The organism is Pseudoalteromonas fenneropenaei, from assembly GCF_042643375.1.
GTDB classification, from domain to species: Bacteria; Pseudomonadota; Gammaproteobacteria; order Enterobacterales; family Alteromonadaceae; genus Pseudoalteromonas; species Pseudoalteromonas fenneropenaei.
Genome location: NZ_JBHRSD010000017.1, coordinates 113,706 through 131,307, shown reverse-complemented (window position 1 = coordinate 131,307; position 17,602 = coordinate 113,706). Strand labels below are relative to the sequence as shown.

Below are 17,602 nucleotides of genomic sequence, written 5' to 3'. Positions count from 1 at the left end.
GATAAGGTAGAGTATGGCAGGCTCGAACATAATCATGAACCTGCCTAACGGATTAGTGACCCGCCACTTGCATTTGTGCCACCAGTACTGAACCGGTTTGAATGCTGCCACGGGTTTCAATATCGCCACCTATCGCGACAATATTGTTAAACATCTCTTTTAAATTACCTGCAATGGTCACTTCGCTCACTGGGTATTGGATTTCGCCGTTTTCCACCCAAAAACCCGCCGCTCCGCGAGAATAATCGCCAGTTACGGGATTCACGCCTTGCCCCATCAGCTCAGTCACTAATAGACCTGTGCCCATTTGTGTTAATAACGCGGCTAAATTGGGCTCGGTGGCTTGCACCAACCAGTTGTGAATGCCACCCGCGTGACCCGTTGCCTGCATACCTAGGCGTCGCGCAGCATAGCTAGCAAGTAAATAGGTTTGTAGTTCACCGCCAAGCACAATATCACGGTCTTGGGTTTTCACCCCTTCGCTATCAAAGGGGCTAGAAGCCAATCCTGCAAGGAGGTGTGGGCGTTCTAATATCGTCACACACGGATTAAATACCTGAGTGCCTAAACTATCTAACAGGAAGCTCGATTTACGATACAGTGCACCACCACCGACGGCACTCACTAAATGGCCAAATAAACTGCTCGCCACTTCTGCACGAAATAGCACAGGCACTTTTTGCGTGCCGATGCGGCGACTATTTAATTTTGCTAAGGTTTCTTGCGCAGCTTCAATACCCACTGCTTCGGCCGCTTTTAACGCGTTGAACTGGCGAGAAATGGTATATGCCGAATCGCGCTGCATTTGCTCGCCGTCTTTGCCTATCACTGAAGTGCTTAAAGTGTGGCGTGTACGCGGGAAGCCGGCGATAAAGCCATAGCTATTACCGTAAACCCGTAATCCTTGATGGCTCGCAAAGCTCGCGCCGTCTGAGTTGACGATACGGGGGTCAAAGTTGAGTGCAGCTTGCTCCGCGGCTTGGCACAACTCAATGGCCTGCTCGGGGCTAATTGCATGGGGGTGGTATAAATCCAGCTCAGGGTAATCAAACGCCATTAACGTTTCTTCAGCTAGACCATTACATGGGTCATCCGAGGTAAATTTAGCAATTTCAATCGCCTTTTCAACCACAGAACGCAATGCCTGTGGGCTTAAATCCGCGGTTGAAGCACTGCCTTTGTGGTTGCCAACATAAAGGGAAATCCCTAAACCACCGTCTTGGTTAAACTCTATGGTATCTACTTCGCCTAAGCGAGTGCTTACCGATAATCCAGAAGTACTCGACATAGCCGCTTCAGCGGCTGTTGCACCTAAGCTTTTGGCATGTGCCAAAACTTCTGCAACTGCTTGTTTAACTTCTTCTATTCGATGAAAAATGGGATCGCTCGTCGCACCATTCATGGTCATACTCTTTTCGCTGTTGGTTATCTTAATGCTATCACAAATATACAAATTTGCCCTTAGTTGCAACGCTTAGGCAAACCACATCGGCATAGGTTTCAACACCAATAAGCCGCGCTATTACGCTTGATAACGCCCTCGCGTTTTGAAAACCACACGAATCTCCACTGATTGAATTACTTTGCTTGCTGCGCTTAGCGCACTCTCTGGTATAATAACTTAAAAGTTAGATTAGGAATGGCCACCATGGCAAATAACCAACCACCCCATGACGATGAAGAGATCATCTACGTCTCCAAAAGCGAGCTAAAACGTGACGCTCAAGAGCTCCATCAATTGGGGCTTGATCTTGTGGCATTAGGTAAAAAGCAGCGCGAGCGTTTGCCGTTATCGCCAGTGTTACAAGAAGCCATGGCGATGGCAGATAAACTGCAAGGCAAACACGAAGCATATCGCCGTCATTTAAATTATATTTCTAAGACTTTACGGACCACGGAAAACGTGGCTGAGATCCAAGCTGCGCTTGACGTATTGATGAACAAAAATAACCAAGCGGATGTGTTAATCAATAAAATTGAACAGATCCGCACCGCACTGTTGAAAAATGGCGATGACAAAGCCAACGAGTTGCTTGAGCAATATCCAGCACTTGAGCGCCAAAAATTGCGTCAGTTGATCCGCGCTGCGAGCAAAGAAGTACAGGCTGAAAAGCCCGCAAAAAGCTACAAAGAACTGTTCCAATATTTGAAAGAAGCGATTCTACCTTAAGCCCTGTGGTTGGACGCTAAATACGAAAAAGCCCGTCACGACGGGCTTTTTCGATGTTTATCAGGCAGTACCGCCGACGGTGATTTCGTCTATCTTGAGGCTTGGCTGACCAACTCCAACCGGGACGCTTTGACCATCTTTACCACACACCCCAACACCTTTATCAAGCGCCAGATCGTTACCCACCATAGAGATCTTTTGCATGACCTCTGGGCCATTGCCGATTAAAGTTGCACCTTTAATTGGGCGAGTGATTTTGCCATCTTCAATGAGGTAAGCTTCAGAAGCAGAAAACACAAATTTACCTGAGGTGATGTCGACTTGCCCGCCACCAAAGTTGCTGGCAAAAATCCCTTTTTTGACACTGCTGATAAGTTCGGCTTGGCTATGTTGACCTGGTAACATATAGGTATTAGTCATACGTGGCATAGGTAAATGGGCGTAAGACTCGCGCCGCGCATTACCCGTTGGCGCAACCCCCATCAACCGAGCGTTGAGTTTATCCTGCATATAGCCTTTGAGAATACCTTTTTCAATCAACACGTTGTACGCAGCAGGTGTACCTTCATCATCCACGTTCAGCGAACCACGGCGATCTGGCAAAGTACCATCATCAACCACAGTGCAAAGGCTGGACGCGACTTGCTCACCTATCCTGCCACTAAACGCAGAAGCGCCTTTACGGTTAAAGTCGCCCTCTAGGCCATGACCAACCGCTTCATGGAGCAACACGCCTGGCCAGCCTGAACCGAGTACCACAGGCATCGCACCTGCTGGGGCATCAACAGCATCAAGATTCACCTGCGCTTGGCGCACGGCTTCTTTTGCATACTGTAACCAGCGCGGTTCGCCATTATCCAATTCGCGGAAGTAGTGATAATCCAAACGCGCGCCACCCCCTGCGCTACCACGCTCACGGCGACCATCGCGCTTCAGCAGCACAGAGCAATTTAACCGCACCAGCGGGCGAATATCAGTGGCAAAGGTGCCATCACTGGCAGCAATTAGCACTTCTTCATATACCGCAGACAAAGAGCTCACCACTTGCTCAGCATCGGGGGCTAATTCACGAATGGCGTTTTCTACCTCGCGCAGCAAAGTGACCTTTTCTGCGTCACTCATCGAGGTAAGCGGCTGACGCGGTGCGAACTGTTGCACCGCGGTTACGTCGCTAAATACTTCAATGCGCTTTTCTTCGCCTGCTTGGGCGATACTGCGCGCCGCTTCTGCCGCTTTCGTGAGTGCTTCGATATTGATAGCATCTGAATAAGAAAACCCGGTTTTCTCACCGCTTACAGCGCGCACGCCAACACCGCGTTCGATATTGTAAGTCCCCTCTTTAACCGAGCCATCTTCCAATACCCAAGTCTCGTGGTAACTAGATTGAAAGTATAAGTCGGCATAATCGACTTTATGGCCGTGAATATAGGCCAAGGTCGCGGCTAATTGCTCTCGACATAACTGGCTGTCACTTAATAAATGCTGTTCTACTTGATTCATATTAACTGCTCTGCAAATCGGCTATGCTCAGGTAAAGGCATTGCCTGCCTTACCCGCTGTAATTCTGTAAAGTCTAGTTCAACGGCCAGCGTTGTGACATCTTTTGGTACTTCAGCCAAGATTGTCCCCCAAGGCGAAATCACCATACTGTGGCCATAGGTTTCGCGGCCATTTTGATGTACCCCCACTTGCGCTGCCGCTATCACAAAGCATTGGGTTTCAATTGCTCGGGAACGCAGTAGCACTTCCCAATGGGCGGCGCCAGTTACTGTGGTGAATGCACTGGGGACTAAAATCAACTCAGCACCTGCCTTGCGTAACTGCTGGAACAAACTTGGGAAACGCATATCGTAGCAAATCGCCATGCCGATGCGGCCAAATGGCGTATCCACCACTTCAAGATGTTGTCCAGGTGCTGTACCTTGCGACTCACGATAACGCTTAGTACCATCACTGACATCGGCATCAAACAAATGAAGCTTGTGATATTCAGCCACAGCCTTGCCTTCACGATTAAATAAAATCGAGGCTGCATAGTAACGCCCATCCGCAGCGGGCACCGGCATACTACCAACGGCTAACCATACGCCGTAAGTTTGGCACAATTCGGCGTACCTTGCGCGCCAGTGTAAATGGTTTTCGGCCAACTGCTGATTCTCTACAATTGAGCGGTTAAATGCCAAACAAGCTTCTGGCAAGCACACTAACTTTTCACCACCAGCAGGAAGTTTTGCCAATTGTTCAGCAACAAACTCCACATTCTCTAACGCATTGCAGCTGGTGGTCATTTGGATCAGGTAAATCGTTGCGCTCATGTTGCGGGTCCTTGATTATCTGGTGCCTGTGGGACATCCGCGGCTAGCGGCTCTGCGGAAGGCTGATTTTGCGCGGCTTGCGGTAGCTCAACTTCACGACTCTTACGGTCAATTTCCTGCACTTGGGGGTTATCCATAGTGCCTGTGACTTTAAATTTAATCTCTGAGATCACTCGTGCGGAATGGATCACTTTGTCCAGTGCCAGTGCCGCAAGTCCAGACACGGGGTTGACCATCCATGCCACTATCACAGGTAAGCTAGAGGTCACTTGCGGTGCAACCGCAAGGTCGTAATTGATCTCTTTGCTGACTAAATTAGCATGTCCACTGATAGTGAGGTCGGCAGGCACACCATCAAGCTTGGCATCTTTTGTATAAGCTATCCCCGCTTGCAATTGCATATTGCCTTGCATTTGGTTGAAGAAAAACCCCTTGGAGAATACGTCACGAAAATCCAGTTTCAACTTACGCACCAAAGAATCCATACTCAGCAAAGAAAACACCCTAGCCCCGCCATCGCTAATTTCACTCAAATGCCCTTCACCCAAACGCCAGTTAATTTCCCCACCAAGTGTTGGCAACGCGAAGCTATACGGCGCATCTTGCCAATTAAGCGTGAAGTCCACTTCAGCACTGGCATCTTTAATACTGGTGGTGATGTCAAATTCATCAAGTAACATGCCGACGTTTTTGCTATTCAGCTTACCAGTAAATTCACTGCGACCATCGACCCAGCGACCATTGGCGCTCAGCACATGCTCACCTTTATCAACTCGCAGTTCCGTAACTTGTAATTGCTGGCCATCACCAAATAGTGACAAGTTCACTTTATCCAGTTGGTATTGCGCTAATTTACAATCAAGACAAGTCGCTTCAATCGCCGGCAAGCGTGTTAACCATTGTGGTTGCGGTGCAGGTTTAGAATTAGGTGTTGCAACCTCAGGTTGTAAGCGTAGGTAGTCGGCATTAATCAGGATTGGGCGTGACGAGCCGTGCCGTGGGATAGCCACCGTCGCACGTAACTCCTTACCGATAATTTTTGCGCTAAAGCCATCCGTGCTGGGCGTTAGACTAAATTCCACGTCATTAAACGGCAAAGGTCCAGCTTGCACACGCGCAAATTGACCACTCACTAAACTAAGTGGCGGCAGCACACCACTAGGTGAAACGCCACTGGTCACTGTCAGTAGGTTATCTAAAAATGGCAGCCAAGGTTCAAGCTCAAATTGTGGTTGCTCAATTGCGACCACGAATCCTTGATTCGTCAGACCCAAGTCCTTTTCACCCACGACAAGCTGCGCATTGGCAAAAACGCCATTGTGGTTGTCCAAAATACCATTGAAAAACAGTTTTTTATCAATGTTGGCCGTAATGAGATTGGAAATGTCATCACCTTGTACCTCAATATTGAGTGGTAACTTGGTTTGACTGGTTTTGCCATAAGGTGCCGGTAAACTACTACTCAATCCGGTAAGATCTGAACTTGCCGTGGCGCGATAGTTAAACCCTTGCGCAGTAAAGTTAAGCTCAATGGCCGTATTCACTGCGGTATTACCAACGATAAATGAGCGTGTTAAGCCTTGGCTTGCATCGGCAAGCCGCTCTGCATCGCCTTGTAAATTGGCACTTAGCAATAACTGATAATTTTTCTGCGCATCACTTTGTCCTGTTAGCTTTAACTCTAATGGCTGCCCAAGCCAATTGGCATACAACGCATTTAAAGTGATTTGCTCATCGGCAAATTCAAGTTGTCCGTTGACTTGTTTTAAAACCAGACCCGGTTTAGTGACATGTACCACATTATTGACAAAATCCACTACGCCTGTGGCTTTTACGTGACCATTGCCTAAATCTACAGCAAGCCGCACATCGCCATTCACCGGCCCCGTTGCCTGGACAACATTAAGCACTTCGGCTAGCGGCTTTTTAAGCGGTGTTTCGGTAAAAAAAGCCTGTAAACTCGCCGCTTCGGTTTGATGTTTGATATCGACAAACAGGGTTTTGGCGTCCATTAAGTCGGCAATACTGACTGTGACAGGCGTCGCTATTTGTTGATTGATAAGCTTGCCACTATGGGCATAAATATCCATACGCTGGTCGACAAAAGCAAGCTCTACCGAGGCTTGTTCAACCGCCGGCCAACCTGGGGCAAAGGCAAATTTGACTTCCTCAAGCTGCGAGCGCACTTCGAACTGGCCACTTTCGGTCGTAAATGGGAAATGTGCAAAAGGGCCATTGAACAACACTTGTGATTTACGATGTTGCCCTGCTTGGATTGCCCCCTTTAAATACGCAATCAAATCAGCATCCATCACTGTCAGCGGAAAGTAATGTTCAGCAATGTTGGCATTGCCGCCATTAACTTCGGCATACAACGCCATACTAGGAGTATCGCTGAGCGCTAAACCAAGCTCTGCGGCTACAGTTAAATCTGGGTTGGCAAACCAAATATCGTGGCTACTGACTTGCCAGCCTTGCTCTGTGGTATAAATATCGGCACTGACATGAAGTTGGTCAAAAGCGAGTGCTCGACTAAAGAGTTCGCCAGTCAACAAATAATCGGCTTCGCCGTCTAACGTGACTCGCATCGCATCTGGGCGCGCCGAAACCTCTAAGCGCAAATTTTGTGCGCCGGGGATCCCACCCTGCGGTTGCCAGCCAAACTCACCGACACCAGCATAGACGCGCCAATCGGCACTGCTGTGCCATTCAAATCGCGCCACATTCACTTGCCCCGTTGGCTGCAGCGCTAAGACTTGCTTAAGCTCAGGCTGCGCAGCTAAGTCTGCAAGGCGTGTAAGCAGCGGAATACTCAGCTCCTCCAACCATAGCGCATGGTTTTCAGGGCCGAGTTTGGCCTGCCATTTCAGCTCAGGTAAGGCTCTCCCACCGTCACTAAATTGCCAAGGGGTAGACTGGATATCCCAATGTTGGTTGGTAAGTTGTGCACTGAACATGCCGCTATCTAGGCTCAATTGCTGCGGCCGCTGCTGTTGCTGCCAGTGAATAAAACTCGGTTGCCATTGCCACTGTGCACTATTGATTTTGCCGCCAGTGACGCTTAGCCATAAATTAGCATTAAGGTCGGTATTTAACGCTTTCTTCTCTTTATCCAGCCAAGGAGCCAACCAAGTGGCGACATCCACCCCTTGGGCGGCGATAAAAATATCACCGGCAACATCCTTAAGATAACGCCCAGTTAAAGCTAAGTTGGCGCTGATCTCACCTTCACTGATGCCTGGTAAAGCGATTTTGCCAAAACCACGGTGCTGCTGCGGCTGGTTTTGCCAGCGCAAACTGTCAATCAACAATACCCGTTGTTTACCGTCACGAAGTCGCACCTGTAAGCGACTATCTTTAACTTCAAAGCGGCCGGTTTCACCTAAAAATAAGCTTTCTAACAGGCTTTGCTGCTCAAAATCGCCACTACTCCCCGCATCTAAACGCTCTACATCAACTTGTGCAGCAAGCCCTTCAATGACAAAGTAACTGGAGCGTAGTTGGCCGTTTTTGATTGATTCCAATAGATTCAGCTGCAGGCTGGTATTGGCTATGGTGAGTGCGATGGGTGAAGTGGCGTTATCAGCAAAGGAGAGGTCCTCAAGCACTAATGCAGGACCATTGCCCTGCCAACTGGCAGAAATAGAACCAATTGCGATATCAACATCAAACTGTTGATATAAAATGCTTTCTATATTTTGTTTGTAGTCATTCGCGTACGGTAATGTATATTTGAGCGCCGAGATCAAAACCGCCAATAGCACCAGCGTGACAGCAAAACACTGCCACACTTTGCGAAGCATATAAAATCCGACGGTCTTTAATCGCATACCACATCCAAGCTTTACATCATGACGACGTCAAACTGCTCTTGACTATACAAACTCTCAGTTTGCACCACTACTTGCTTCGCGATAAATAACTCCAATTCGGCCAAATTGTGATATTCATCGTTGAGCAACGCTTCACTCACCGCAGGTGATGCATAAACCATAAATTTATCCGCAGCATAAGCACGGTTAACGCGCACGATTTCTCTTAGGATCTCATAACACACGGTTTTCACGGTTTTTAATGAGCCGCGGCCAGAACACACTGGGCAAGTATCACACAAAATATGCTCTAAGCTCTCGCGCGTACGTTTGCGGGTCATTTCCACTAAACCTAACGCCGACAAACCCGTAATATTGGCTTTAGCCCTATCTTTAGACAAGGCAACTTCCAAAGAGTGCAATACGCGACGCTTATGTTCATCAGAAATCATGTCGATAAAATCGATAATGATGATACCACCGAGGTTTCTTAGCCTTAGTTGTCTTGCTATCGCCGATGTAGCTTCGATATTGGTATTGAAAATGGTTTCTTCGAGATTGCGATGACCAACAAATGCTCCGGTATTCACATCCACTGTGGTCATGGCCTCGGTTTGGTCGATGATAAGATAACCACCGGACTTTAATTCCACTTTGCGGTGTAAGGCTTTTTGAATTTCGTTTTCGACGTCAAACAAGTCAAAAATTGGCCGCTCGCCCGGATAGTATTCCAACGCATTACTAAGCTGTGGCACAAACTCTTCGGTAAATTGCTTTAACTCTTGATAACTGAGTTTAGAGTCAACGCGGATGCGTTCCATGTCTTCACCGACATAATCCCGCAAGGTACGAAACGCGAGGGTTAAATCTTTATGCAGAATAGTGGCTTTGCTGGTTTTGCGGCGTTTGGTGATGATTTTCTGCCAAACCTTCTTTAAGAATTCAGCATCGTGTTGCAATTCCGATTCACTCGCGCCTTCTGCGGCAGTGCGGACAATAAAACCACCTTGCTCGTCATTATACGCTTGTACTATCACTTTCAGGCGCTGACGCTCTTGCTCAGTTTCAATCCGCTGACTGACCCCGACATGCGTGGCATCTGGCATAAACACCAAATAACGCGATGGAATAGTGATATCTGTGGTTAATCGCGCACCTTTAGTGCCAAGCGGATCTTTTACCACTTGCACCATAATAAACTGGCCTTGTTTTACCAATTCACGGATATCTTGAACCTTTTTGACTGGTTGCTCTTCTACACCTTCTTCAAAAGAGGCGCTGTTGACGATATCTGACGCATGTAAAAACGCAGCTTTTTCTAATCCTATATCGACAAACGCAGCTTGCATTCCTGGTAACACTCGGCTGACTTTACCTAAGTAAATATTCCCAACAATACCTAGATTGCCCTGACGCTCTACTTGAATTTCTTGTAGCACGCCATTTTCTATCAAAGCTACCCGACATTCGCTGGGCGTTACGTTAATTAATAGTTCGCTACTCATCTCACGCTCGCTGGCAAAGGCTTAATAATTCATCTGTTTCATTTAAAGGTAAGCCCATCACTGCAAAATAGCTACCTTTGAGCTCAGTGACAAAACGTCCTGCAAGCCCTTGAATACCATAGCCGCCGGCTTTGTCTTGTGGTTCACCTGATTGCCAATAAGCAGCAATTTCCGCCTCGCTTAGGGTTTTAAAAGTCACCTCTGTGCTGACCACCCGACTGACCGTAGTGCTTGGTGTAGCAAATGCAATGGCGGTTAAGACTTGATGACTGCGGCCAGATAAACGCGTCATCATATTCTTAAAATCAGCGTAGTCTTTTGGCTTACCAAGTGCTTGGCCATCAATGACCACTACGGTATCACTACCCAGCACAGGATAGTCGCAATAACCCATAGCCACGCCAGTCTGGGCTTTTAAACGGGCTAAACGCTCGACGTAAACAGTTGGCGACTCATCAGGAAACTGGCTTTCGTCGGCATCCACACTGAATTGTTGAAACTCATAACCTAATTGCTGCAACAGCTCACGGCGGCGCGGCGATGCAGAAGCGAGATAAACTTGCACTGTCATTAACGGATCCTAAAATGACGACGATATTTACGCAGCAGTAAGAAAATCCATGGCCAGCACACCATACCAGCCCCAGCAGGCCAGAGGTATTGCGGATTAAAATAGATATCAATCAAGAAGTGATTGAGCCAGAACTGCAGCAAATGATAAAGAGTCAGGAACAAGCCGATTAAAAACGCTTGTTGCCAGAGGGAAAAATTGCGAATTTTCTGATAGTTACTGGCAGTGATATAAATACAAACAGAGTACGTCAAGGAATTCACGCCAAGGGTTGAGCCCATCGCTAAATCCATGATAAGCCCAGTACACCACGCCCAACCCAAATTCACTCGGTGCGGCACAGCTAAGGACCAATACATCAGCACCAACAGTACCCAATCTGGTCGAAACGGCTCAACGGATAAAGGAAGAGGCATCAATGCCATTACCAGCGCGCAAAAGACAGAAAAGCCGATTAGCAAATGGCTAGAACGATTCATTGCGGTTCCTCACTGTTTTGTTTCCACAGCATCACCAGCAAACGAATACGGTCTAATTGAGCAACCGGTTCGGCATACACCTGAGCAAATGGTCGTCCTTCATCGCGATTTATTTCCGTGACCACAGCCACCGGATAGCCTTCCGGAAAAGTCCCCCCAAGCCCAGATGTCACCAATACATCACCAATGCGAATATCTAAACTATGCGGTACATGAGAGAGCCGCAACTTGTCTATTTTGCCGATACCTTCAACCACAGTACGAACATCATTACGCAAAATCCGCACTGGGGTAGCATGGGTGGTGTCAGTCATTAAGATCACCCGAGAGGTAGTTGTCCCAACTTGGAGAATTTGTCCAACAACCCCCATTTCATCAATAACAGGCTGACCTTCATAAGCGCCGTCATTAGTGCCGCGGTTAATCACCACTTGATGGCTATATGGATTGGAATGCACAGAAAGCACTTGCGCTATCAAGCGACGATTTGCCTGCCGCGCGGATGAACCTAATAAGGCGCGCAATTCAGCATTTTCTTTTTGTAAGAATGCGAGTTGTTGGAGCTGTTCACTGAGTTGCAACTGCTTAAAGCGTAACGCCTCGTTTTCTTCACGAAGTTGCTCTTTAGTTTGTAAGCCTTGCACCGTAAAAGTCAGCATCTCGTATGGCACATTGGCGAGATACAACACTGGACTAATCAAGGTATTCAACCCTGTGCGCACCAGCGAGCCACCAACGGTGTATTTATCACCGACGATCAAGGCAATACTAAGCACAACTGCGACAGTCAGTCGCAGTTGTAAAGATATGGTGCGGCCAAAGAGTAAATTCATCAGTCGTAACTAAAAACATCACCACCGTGCATATCAATCATTTCTAGTGCCTTACCACCGCCACGAGCAACACAAGTCAGCGGATCATCCGCTATTACCACTGGAATGCCCGTTTCTTCCATCAGCAAACGGTCGATGTCTTTAAGCAGAGCACCACCACCAGTGAGGACCATACCGTGGGCTGAAATATCAGACGCCAACTCTGGAGGCGATTGCTCAAGTGCAACGCGCACCGCGCTTACAATGCCCATCAATGGCTCTTGTAATGCTTCTAAAATTTCATGGGAGTTAAGGATAAACGAGCGAGGCACACCTTCAGCCAAGTTACGACCACGTACTTCGATTTCAACAGGCGTTTCACTCTTCCACGCTGAACCAATTTCATGCTTGATATGCTCAGCCGTAGCTTCACCAATTAAGCTACCAAAGTTGCGACGTACATAGTTAATAATCGCTTCATCAAACTTATCGCCACCAATTCGTACCGAAGATGAATACACAATACCGTTCAACGAGATAATCGCAACTTCTGTCGTACCACCACCAATATCAACGACCATTGAACCGGTTGCTTCTGATACTGGTAAGCCAGCGCCAATTGCCGCCGCCATTGGCTCTTCAATCAGATATACCTCACGCGCACCCGCCCCCATGGCTGACTCGCGAATCGCACGCTTTTCAACTTGAGTGGCACCACATGGCACACAGATAAGCACACGTGGACTAGGACGCATAAAGTTATTGTTATGTACTTGTTTGATAAAATGCTGAAGCATTTTTTCAGTCACGTAAAAGTCGGCAATAACACCATCTTTCATCGGCCGAATCGCTTTGATATTACCCGGTGTACGACCTAACATTTGCTTCGCCGCAGTACCCACAGAAGCAACCGTTTTCGGACCCCCTGCACGTTCTTGACGAATCGCAACAACCGAAGGCTCGTTAAGCACGATACCTTCTTCTTTAACATAGATCAGGGTATTTGCCGTACCTAAATCGATAGACAAATCATTTGAAAATAAACCACGTAATTTTTTAAACATGAGGCTGAACAACCTTTGAAATCTTTACTCTATTGGCAGCCACAGCCGCCATCCCGCTCACTGCTGTAAGCTCAATTATCTTTCTCGGATCAACCTAAAACCGATGTAATTAGCGCGAAAATCTGGCGCTAATGTTAAACGCGTAGAAACACGCGCTAGGCTAGGTGCAAAATTCCAAGCACCACCGCGAACCGTGACATCTTCTTGAGATGCACGCTTTTGTGTCCATTCCCAGACGTTACCCACGGTGTCGTAAAGCCCAAATCCGTTAGGCGCAAACTCTGCAACAGCTGCAGGGCTTTTGTTTGACCACTCAGAGCCACACCACCCGCAGTTTGCGAGGTTGCGGCCGATTTCGTTACCCCAAGGGTATTCAGAATCTTTGCCTGCGCGAGCGGCATATTCCCACTCCACTTCATTTGGCAACCGGTACTGTAGCCCCGTTTCACCAGAAAGCCACTCTGAGTAGGCTTTGGCATCTTCATAAGAGACACATACAACGGGAAAGTTTTCTTGTTGGGTGTAACCTGGATTCTTCCAGTTATAATCAATTTCCCATACTGGCTCACCATTTTTGTAATAGGCGCAGCCCTTACTTTTTTCAGACTCGGTGACAAAGCCAGTACGTTCGATAAATTGACGAAATTGCGCCACTGTAACTTCTGTACTTTGCATCGCAAATGAATGACTGAGCACTTTTTCCACAACTGGCCGCTCATTCGCTAAACCATTGCCCGTCAAATCACCCATTTTGAATTGGCCCGCTGGGATTACCACTACTTTGTTTTGTGGCTTGTTATCCGTTGCAACCACATTGGTAGCGGTTTTTGCAGTTGGCGTTGCCGCCGCAATTGCTTCTGGCTTTTTAACTAATTTAGCGCGTAATGTTTTCGCTTTTTTTAAATCCAGTTGCGCTGAATAAGTTTCGTAACCCAGTTTACGGATTTCAATATTATGCAAGCCAGGCGCAAGGCTAGTTACGAGTTTAGTTGAACCAAAGCTCACGCCATTAATAAACACTTCATCGTCAAGTACGTTGGAACGTATAGTTAACTCTACCAGTGTTTTTTTTTCCGGTAGAGGCTGGGTCTTTTTTACGACCGTTTCCACTATGGCTGGGGTGCTCAGTTTTGCCACGCTCACGACCTCATTATTACTTGCTGGGGTGATGAAAGAGGCTGTGCCTGGCTCGTCGCTGAAATTAATTTGGGTGTCACTAAAAGTGCTAGGGTAGCTAGGCTGGTAACCTATCGCCAGTGGCGTGCCATATTCAGCACAGAAGCGATTGTCGATATTCAGTAAACTACACAAACGGCTGCCATTGATATCGCCACGCATCGTGACGCTTAAGTTAACACTGTAGTTTCCTTGACCACTGAATGAGCTATTCACTACATGACTGCTCATCACTTGTACCTGAGCGCCTGCAATATTGCGCTTTGGCTCAACGGTACGTTGCTCAGATAAATTTGCAAAAACTTGGTCGATAAAGCGTTTTGTGGCTTTTTGTAGCCCTAATTGCTGACCGCGCTGCTCACACGCTGCTAGTGTTTCGGTGCGCTTACAGTTTACGGTGTGCTCTATTTCTAGCGTACCTTCACGGGTAAACTCGTTGCGTAAACGTTCAACTCGTGCAGTACTTAATTGATCTTTCAAACTTTCTAAGGTGTTGACCAAAGTGTGTTTGGCGACGCGGATCTGCTCTATTTCCTTACGCTGGCCTGCAATTGCTCCTAATTGCAACGCGATGTCGTCTTTGTTTTGTTTATGCGTGGCAACCGCTTGTTGATATCTCCCTTGTGCCGCAGAGATATCTAGACTGGGGTCGTCGATAAGGCGTCGATACATTTCATTCATTGCATCAAGCGCTTGATTCTTTTCTTTTTCTAACTCGCTTGAACGCTGGCGTAGTAATTCCAACTGGCTTTGTAAGCGGGATTCTTCCGCAATATGTTTATCAAGTATTTGGGTGAAATTATCGAGTTCGGTTTGTTTACTGGACAATTCAGTTTCAATGGCAGTTACTGTTGCTGTGTCCTGTGCAAAGGCACTGGATGCCAGCAAAGCAGCAGTCACAAAAAAAGTTACAGGAGCGATTCGCATAGTTTCCATTCCCAAAAGCGGCAATTATTTGGTCATTGTTATTTTTTATAATTAGGGCTTTATGCTATGTACTTAGCACCTAAAACACAAGCTTTGCGCAATTAATATCTGAGTTTACAACCATTAGAGTACATCTGACCAGTTTTGTTGGGAATTTTTAGCATTTTGTCTGAGGCTATTGTTAAACTAGGCAGGTTTGATGACTATTTTAAGTAGCCCGATGTCGATTTATTCACCAGCCCCTCGACAAATTTTGCAAGATCCTTGGCTAACCGCAAAAGGTCTGGAGATCCAAGTAGTAAGGGACGACCTCTGCCATCCGCTCGTCAACGGCAATAAATGGCATAAACTTAAGTATAATCTTCGGTATGCACAAGAACAGCGCTTTCAAGGTATTTTAAGCTTTGGCGGGGCATTTTCAAATCATCTCTACGCAACAGCGATGGCCTGTCGCCTTCATCGCTTACGTTGCCATCTTATGGTAAGAACCGATCAAATTGATAAGCACAATCCCACGCTCAAAGTGGCACAAGCTTGCGGTGCGACTTTACAGGCAGTGGATAGACAAAGCTATCGTCTGCGCCATGATCCAGACTACTTAGCAGCATTGCAAGCCTCTCACCCTGATTTACATATAGTGCCAGAAGGTGGCAGCAACACGCTTGCCCTGCTAGGTGTTGCCGAATTTGCTCAGACTTTACCGCCAGCTGATTACATCAGTTGTCCGGTCGGCAGCGGTGGCACATTGGCAGGGCTACTGCAGGGGGTGGCTACTGACACTCACATATTGGGTATAGCGGTACTCAAAGGTGCAGCAGCGCTCAAAGAGCAAGTTATGGCGCTTAACCCCGAAGCAGCCAAACAAGCAAACTGGACTATTTTTGAAGAGTTTCATGGTGGTGGCTATGCCAAGTTTAGCCCTGAACTCTGGCAATTTTGCCAACAATTCAGAGCGCGGTTTGCCATCCCACTTGAACCTGTTTATAGCGGAAAACACTTTTATGCGCTTTGGCAGCTAGTAGAGCGGGACTATTTTCCTCGTGGTAGTCAAATCGTCATGATCCATACCGGTGGTTTGCAAGGGCTGATGGGCCTTAAGTATCGTGACCTGATTTAAGGTCTGAGGCGGCAAATTGCAGCATCGCTTCACTGAAGTAATGCCCCTGCGCACCTTTAAGTCCTAATTTTTGTAAACACCGCAGTGCACTTGGTGTTTCAACCCCCACGGCATATAGCGGTAGTTCAAGCGCTTTCGCTTGTGCCAAAATATCGCGGATCACCCGTTGTTTGTGCTGATCATGCTCAATCTCTTGGACTAGGTTGACACCAAGCTTCAACGCCCGTAAACCGACTTTACCACGGAACTTAGCAAGTTGCAGTGCGCGTTCAATATGGTCAACCACCACACCACAGCCGAGATCTGCTAAAATACAAAAGAAGCTATGGAGCTGCACGTTATACTGATAAAAATCTGCCGCCGATATTTCAAAAGTCAGGTGCTCAGCCAGAGTACTTTGCCCCAACGTTTCTACCAGCCAACGACGAAAACCTCGATTGCACCAGTTTATACAATGTACATTCACGCTGACCTTTTGTGGTTGTCGCTCATTGGCCAATAACTTGAGTGTTTGTTTAATAACATGTTTATCTAGCTCCATAAATTGCTCAGGCTCTTTCAGATACGGCATAAACTGCCTTGCCACCAGCATCCCTAGTTCAGCGTGACGTACCCGCAGCAACACCTCACTGGCAATAATATCTTGTTGCTCAAAGCCAAATAACGGCTGAAAAAACAGCACATAACGTCCTTCTTTTATATAGTTAAAGACCTGTTTAGCGCTTTCCTGCAAAGCTTTATGGGTATGGCTGAACACCATTTCATGCTGGTGCTGCCAAGGATTGTCTGACGCCATCGCTAGTGCCGAGCGCGCACATTGACATACTTTGGCCGACTCTGCAGATAACGGGTGAATACAAACTCCGACTTTTACCGCACTACGTGATAAATCGCCACGAAACGCCAGTAGCGCCTGATAGATAAACTCATGAAGATGTGAAGCGGCATGTTGCACCTCCGCTTGCGATGGCTCAGTAATAGTGACAGCTAACACTCCTGAACGTAAATATTTAATCGAGCAGCGTAAATTTTTAACAAAGCGTTTCTTAAGTACCACATTAAAATGCATGGCAGTATCAAGTTGAGCTGGTAAAGCGCATTGCCAGCGCACTAAGGCAAAAGCCGCAAAATGATGTGGTGTGGAGTTTGGCAATGGATATGAGGTGGGCTTAAAAGTTACAAGGGGAGTACTTTGCGACTTCGCTTCAAGGTTATTTAACTCAGGAGCCTTCACTGAAGGTGGCGTGGTAACGCGAGGACGTAAACGTGTGGCAACAAGCATCAACAGTACGAGCAAACTGCCATTTAACACCACAAACCAATGCCCATAATATAGTCCGACGCTAGGGTGAGCGAGCCTGAGTGTGAGCTCTTTCGCTTGGAAAACCTCACTTTCTAACTCACTAAAAAACCATTGATTACGTTCATTTGCCTGAGAAGCTAGGCTAAATCCTTGCTCTTTTAGTAAAACATTGATTTTAATTTGGTCTTCATCGCGCTCGGCACGCAGCCCGCGTTGCGCAATTTGTTGCACCAAACTCACACCACGTTGATGTAATGCCTCATGCGCCACTTGATAAAGCGTGACATTAACGAAATACCAGCCACATGTCAGCGCTGCCATAACTAACAGTAGCACTCCATATTTGCGTGA

General features: G+C 47.2%; 13 protein-coding genes. 2 read left to right on the top strand and 11 right to left on the bottom strand.

Annotation, left to right across the window (positions count from 1 at the left end):
- Positions 1–52: 52 nt before the first annotated feature.
- Positions 53–1,402, bottom strand: a complete 1,350-nt coding sequence (pmbA, locus tag ACFOEE_RS10745; protein WP_377124043.1) for a metalloprotease PmbA — start codon at positions 1,400–1,402, stop codon at positions 53–55.
- Positions 1,403–1,648: 246 nt separating this feature from the next.
- On the opposite strand from pmbA, the gene yjgA reads away from it, so the two are divergent.
- Positions 1,649–2,170: a ribosome biogenesis factor YjgA gene (yjgA, locus tag ACFOEE_RS10740; protein WP_377124041.1), complete on the top strand. Its 522-nt coding sequence runs from the start codon at positions 1,649–1,651 to the stop codon at positions 2,168–2,170.
- Between the two features lie 60 nt (positions 2,171–2,230).
- Here yjgA and tldD read toward each other — a convergent pair whose 3' ends face one another.
- The 9 genes from tldD to ACFOEE_RS10695 all read right to left on the bottom strand — a co-directional run bounded on the left by tldD (position 2,231) and on the right by ACFOEE_RS10695 (position 14,831).
- Positions 2,231–3,670, bottom strand: a complete 1,440-nt coding sequence (gene tldD, locus ACFOEE_RS10735) for a metalloprotease TldD (RefSeq protein WP_377124039.1) — start codon at positions 3,668–3,670, stop codon at positions 2,231–2,233.
- A complete protein-coding gene (locus ACFOEE_RS10730) occupies positions 3,667–4,485 on the bottom strand; it encodes a carbon-nitrogen hydrolase family protein (protein WP_377124037.1) in 819 nt (272 codons plus the stop codon). The genes tldD and ACFOEE_RS10730 overlap by 4 nt, the downstream gene beginning before the upstream one ends.
- Positions 4,482–8,315, bottom strand: coding sequence for a YhdP family protein (locus ACFOEE_RS10725; RefSeq protein ID WP_377124035.1), 3,834 nt, complete (start codon positions 8,313–8,315; stop codon positions 4,482–4,484). Before ACFOEE_RS10725 ends, ACFOEE_RS10730 begins: the two co-directional genes overlap by 4 nt.
- A gap of 14 nt (positions 8,316–8,329) precedes the next feature.
- Positions 8,330–9,802 (bottom strand): ribonuclease G, encoded by a 1,473-nt coding sequence (gene rng, locus ACFOEE_RS10720; protein WP_377124033.1) that lies wholly within the window; start codon positions 9,800–9,802, stop codon positions 8,330–8,332.
- Between the two features lies 1 nt (position 9,803).
- Positions 9,804–10,373, bottom strand: coding sequence for a Maf family protein (locus ACFOEE_RS10715; RefSeq protein WP_377124031.1), 570 nt, complete (start codon positions 10,371–10,373; stop codon positions 9,804–9,806).
- Positions 10,373–10,852 (bottom strand): rod shape-determining protein MreD, encoded by a 480-nt coding sequence (gene mreD, locus ACFOEE_RS10710; protein ID WP_377124029.1) that lies wholly within the window; start codon positions 10,850–10,852, stop codon positions 10,373–10,375. The genes ACFOEE_RS10715 and mreD overlap by 1 nt, the downstream gene beginning before the upstream one ends.
- A complete protein-coding gene (gene mreC / locus ACFOEE_RS10705; protein WP_377124027.1) occupies positions 10,849–11,685 on the bottom strand; it encodes a rod shape-determining protein MreC in 837 nt (278 codons plus the stop codon). Before mreC ends, mreD begins: the two co-directional genes overlap by 4 nt.
- On the bottom strand, positions 11,685–12,728 hold the full coding sequence (locus ACFOEE_RS10700; protein ID WP_377124025.1) for a rod shape-determining protein: 1,044 nt from the start codon (positions 12,726–12,728) through the stop codon (positions 11,685–11,687). The genes mreC and ACFOEE_RS10700 overlap by 1 nt, the downstream gene beginning before the upstream one ends.
- Before the next feature lie 75 nt (positions 12,729–12,803).
- Positions 12,804–14,831, bottom strand: a complete 2,028-nt coding sequence (locus ACFOEE_RS10695; protein WP_377124023.1) for an SUMF1/EgtB/PvdO family nonheme iron enzyme — start codon at positions 14,829–14,831, stop codon at positions 12,804–12,806.
- 199 nt (positions 14,832–15,030) lie between these two features.
- Here ACFOEE_RS10695 and ACFOEE_RS10690 point away from each other — a divergent pair, with 199 nt between their 5' ends.
- Positions 15,031–15,948, top strand: a complete 918-nt coding sequence (locus ACFOEE_RS10690) for a 1-aminocyclopropane-1-carboxylate deaminase/D-cysteine desulfhydrase (RefSeq protein WP_377124021.1) — start codon at positions 15,031–15,033, stop codon at positions 15,946–15,948.
- On the opposite strand, the gene ACFOEE_RS10685 is transcribed toward ACFOEE_RS10690, so the two are convergent.
- Positions 15,926–17,572 (bottom strand): EAL domain-containing protein, encoded by a 1,647-nt coding sequence (locus tag ACFOEE_RS10685; protein WP_377124019.1) that lies wholly within the window; start codon positions 17,570–17,572, stop codon positions 15,926–15,928. The genes ACFOEE_RS10690 and ACFOEE_RS10685 overlap by 23 nt on opposite strands.
- Between the last annotated feature and the right edge of the window lie 30 nt (positions 17,573–17,602).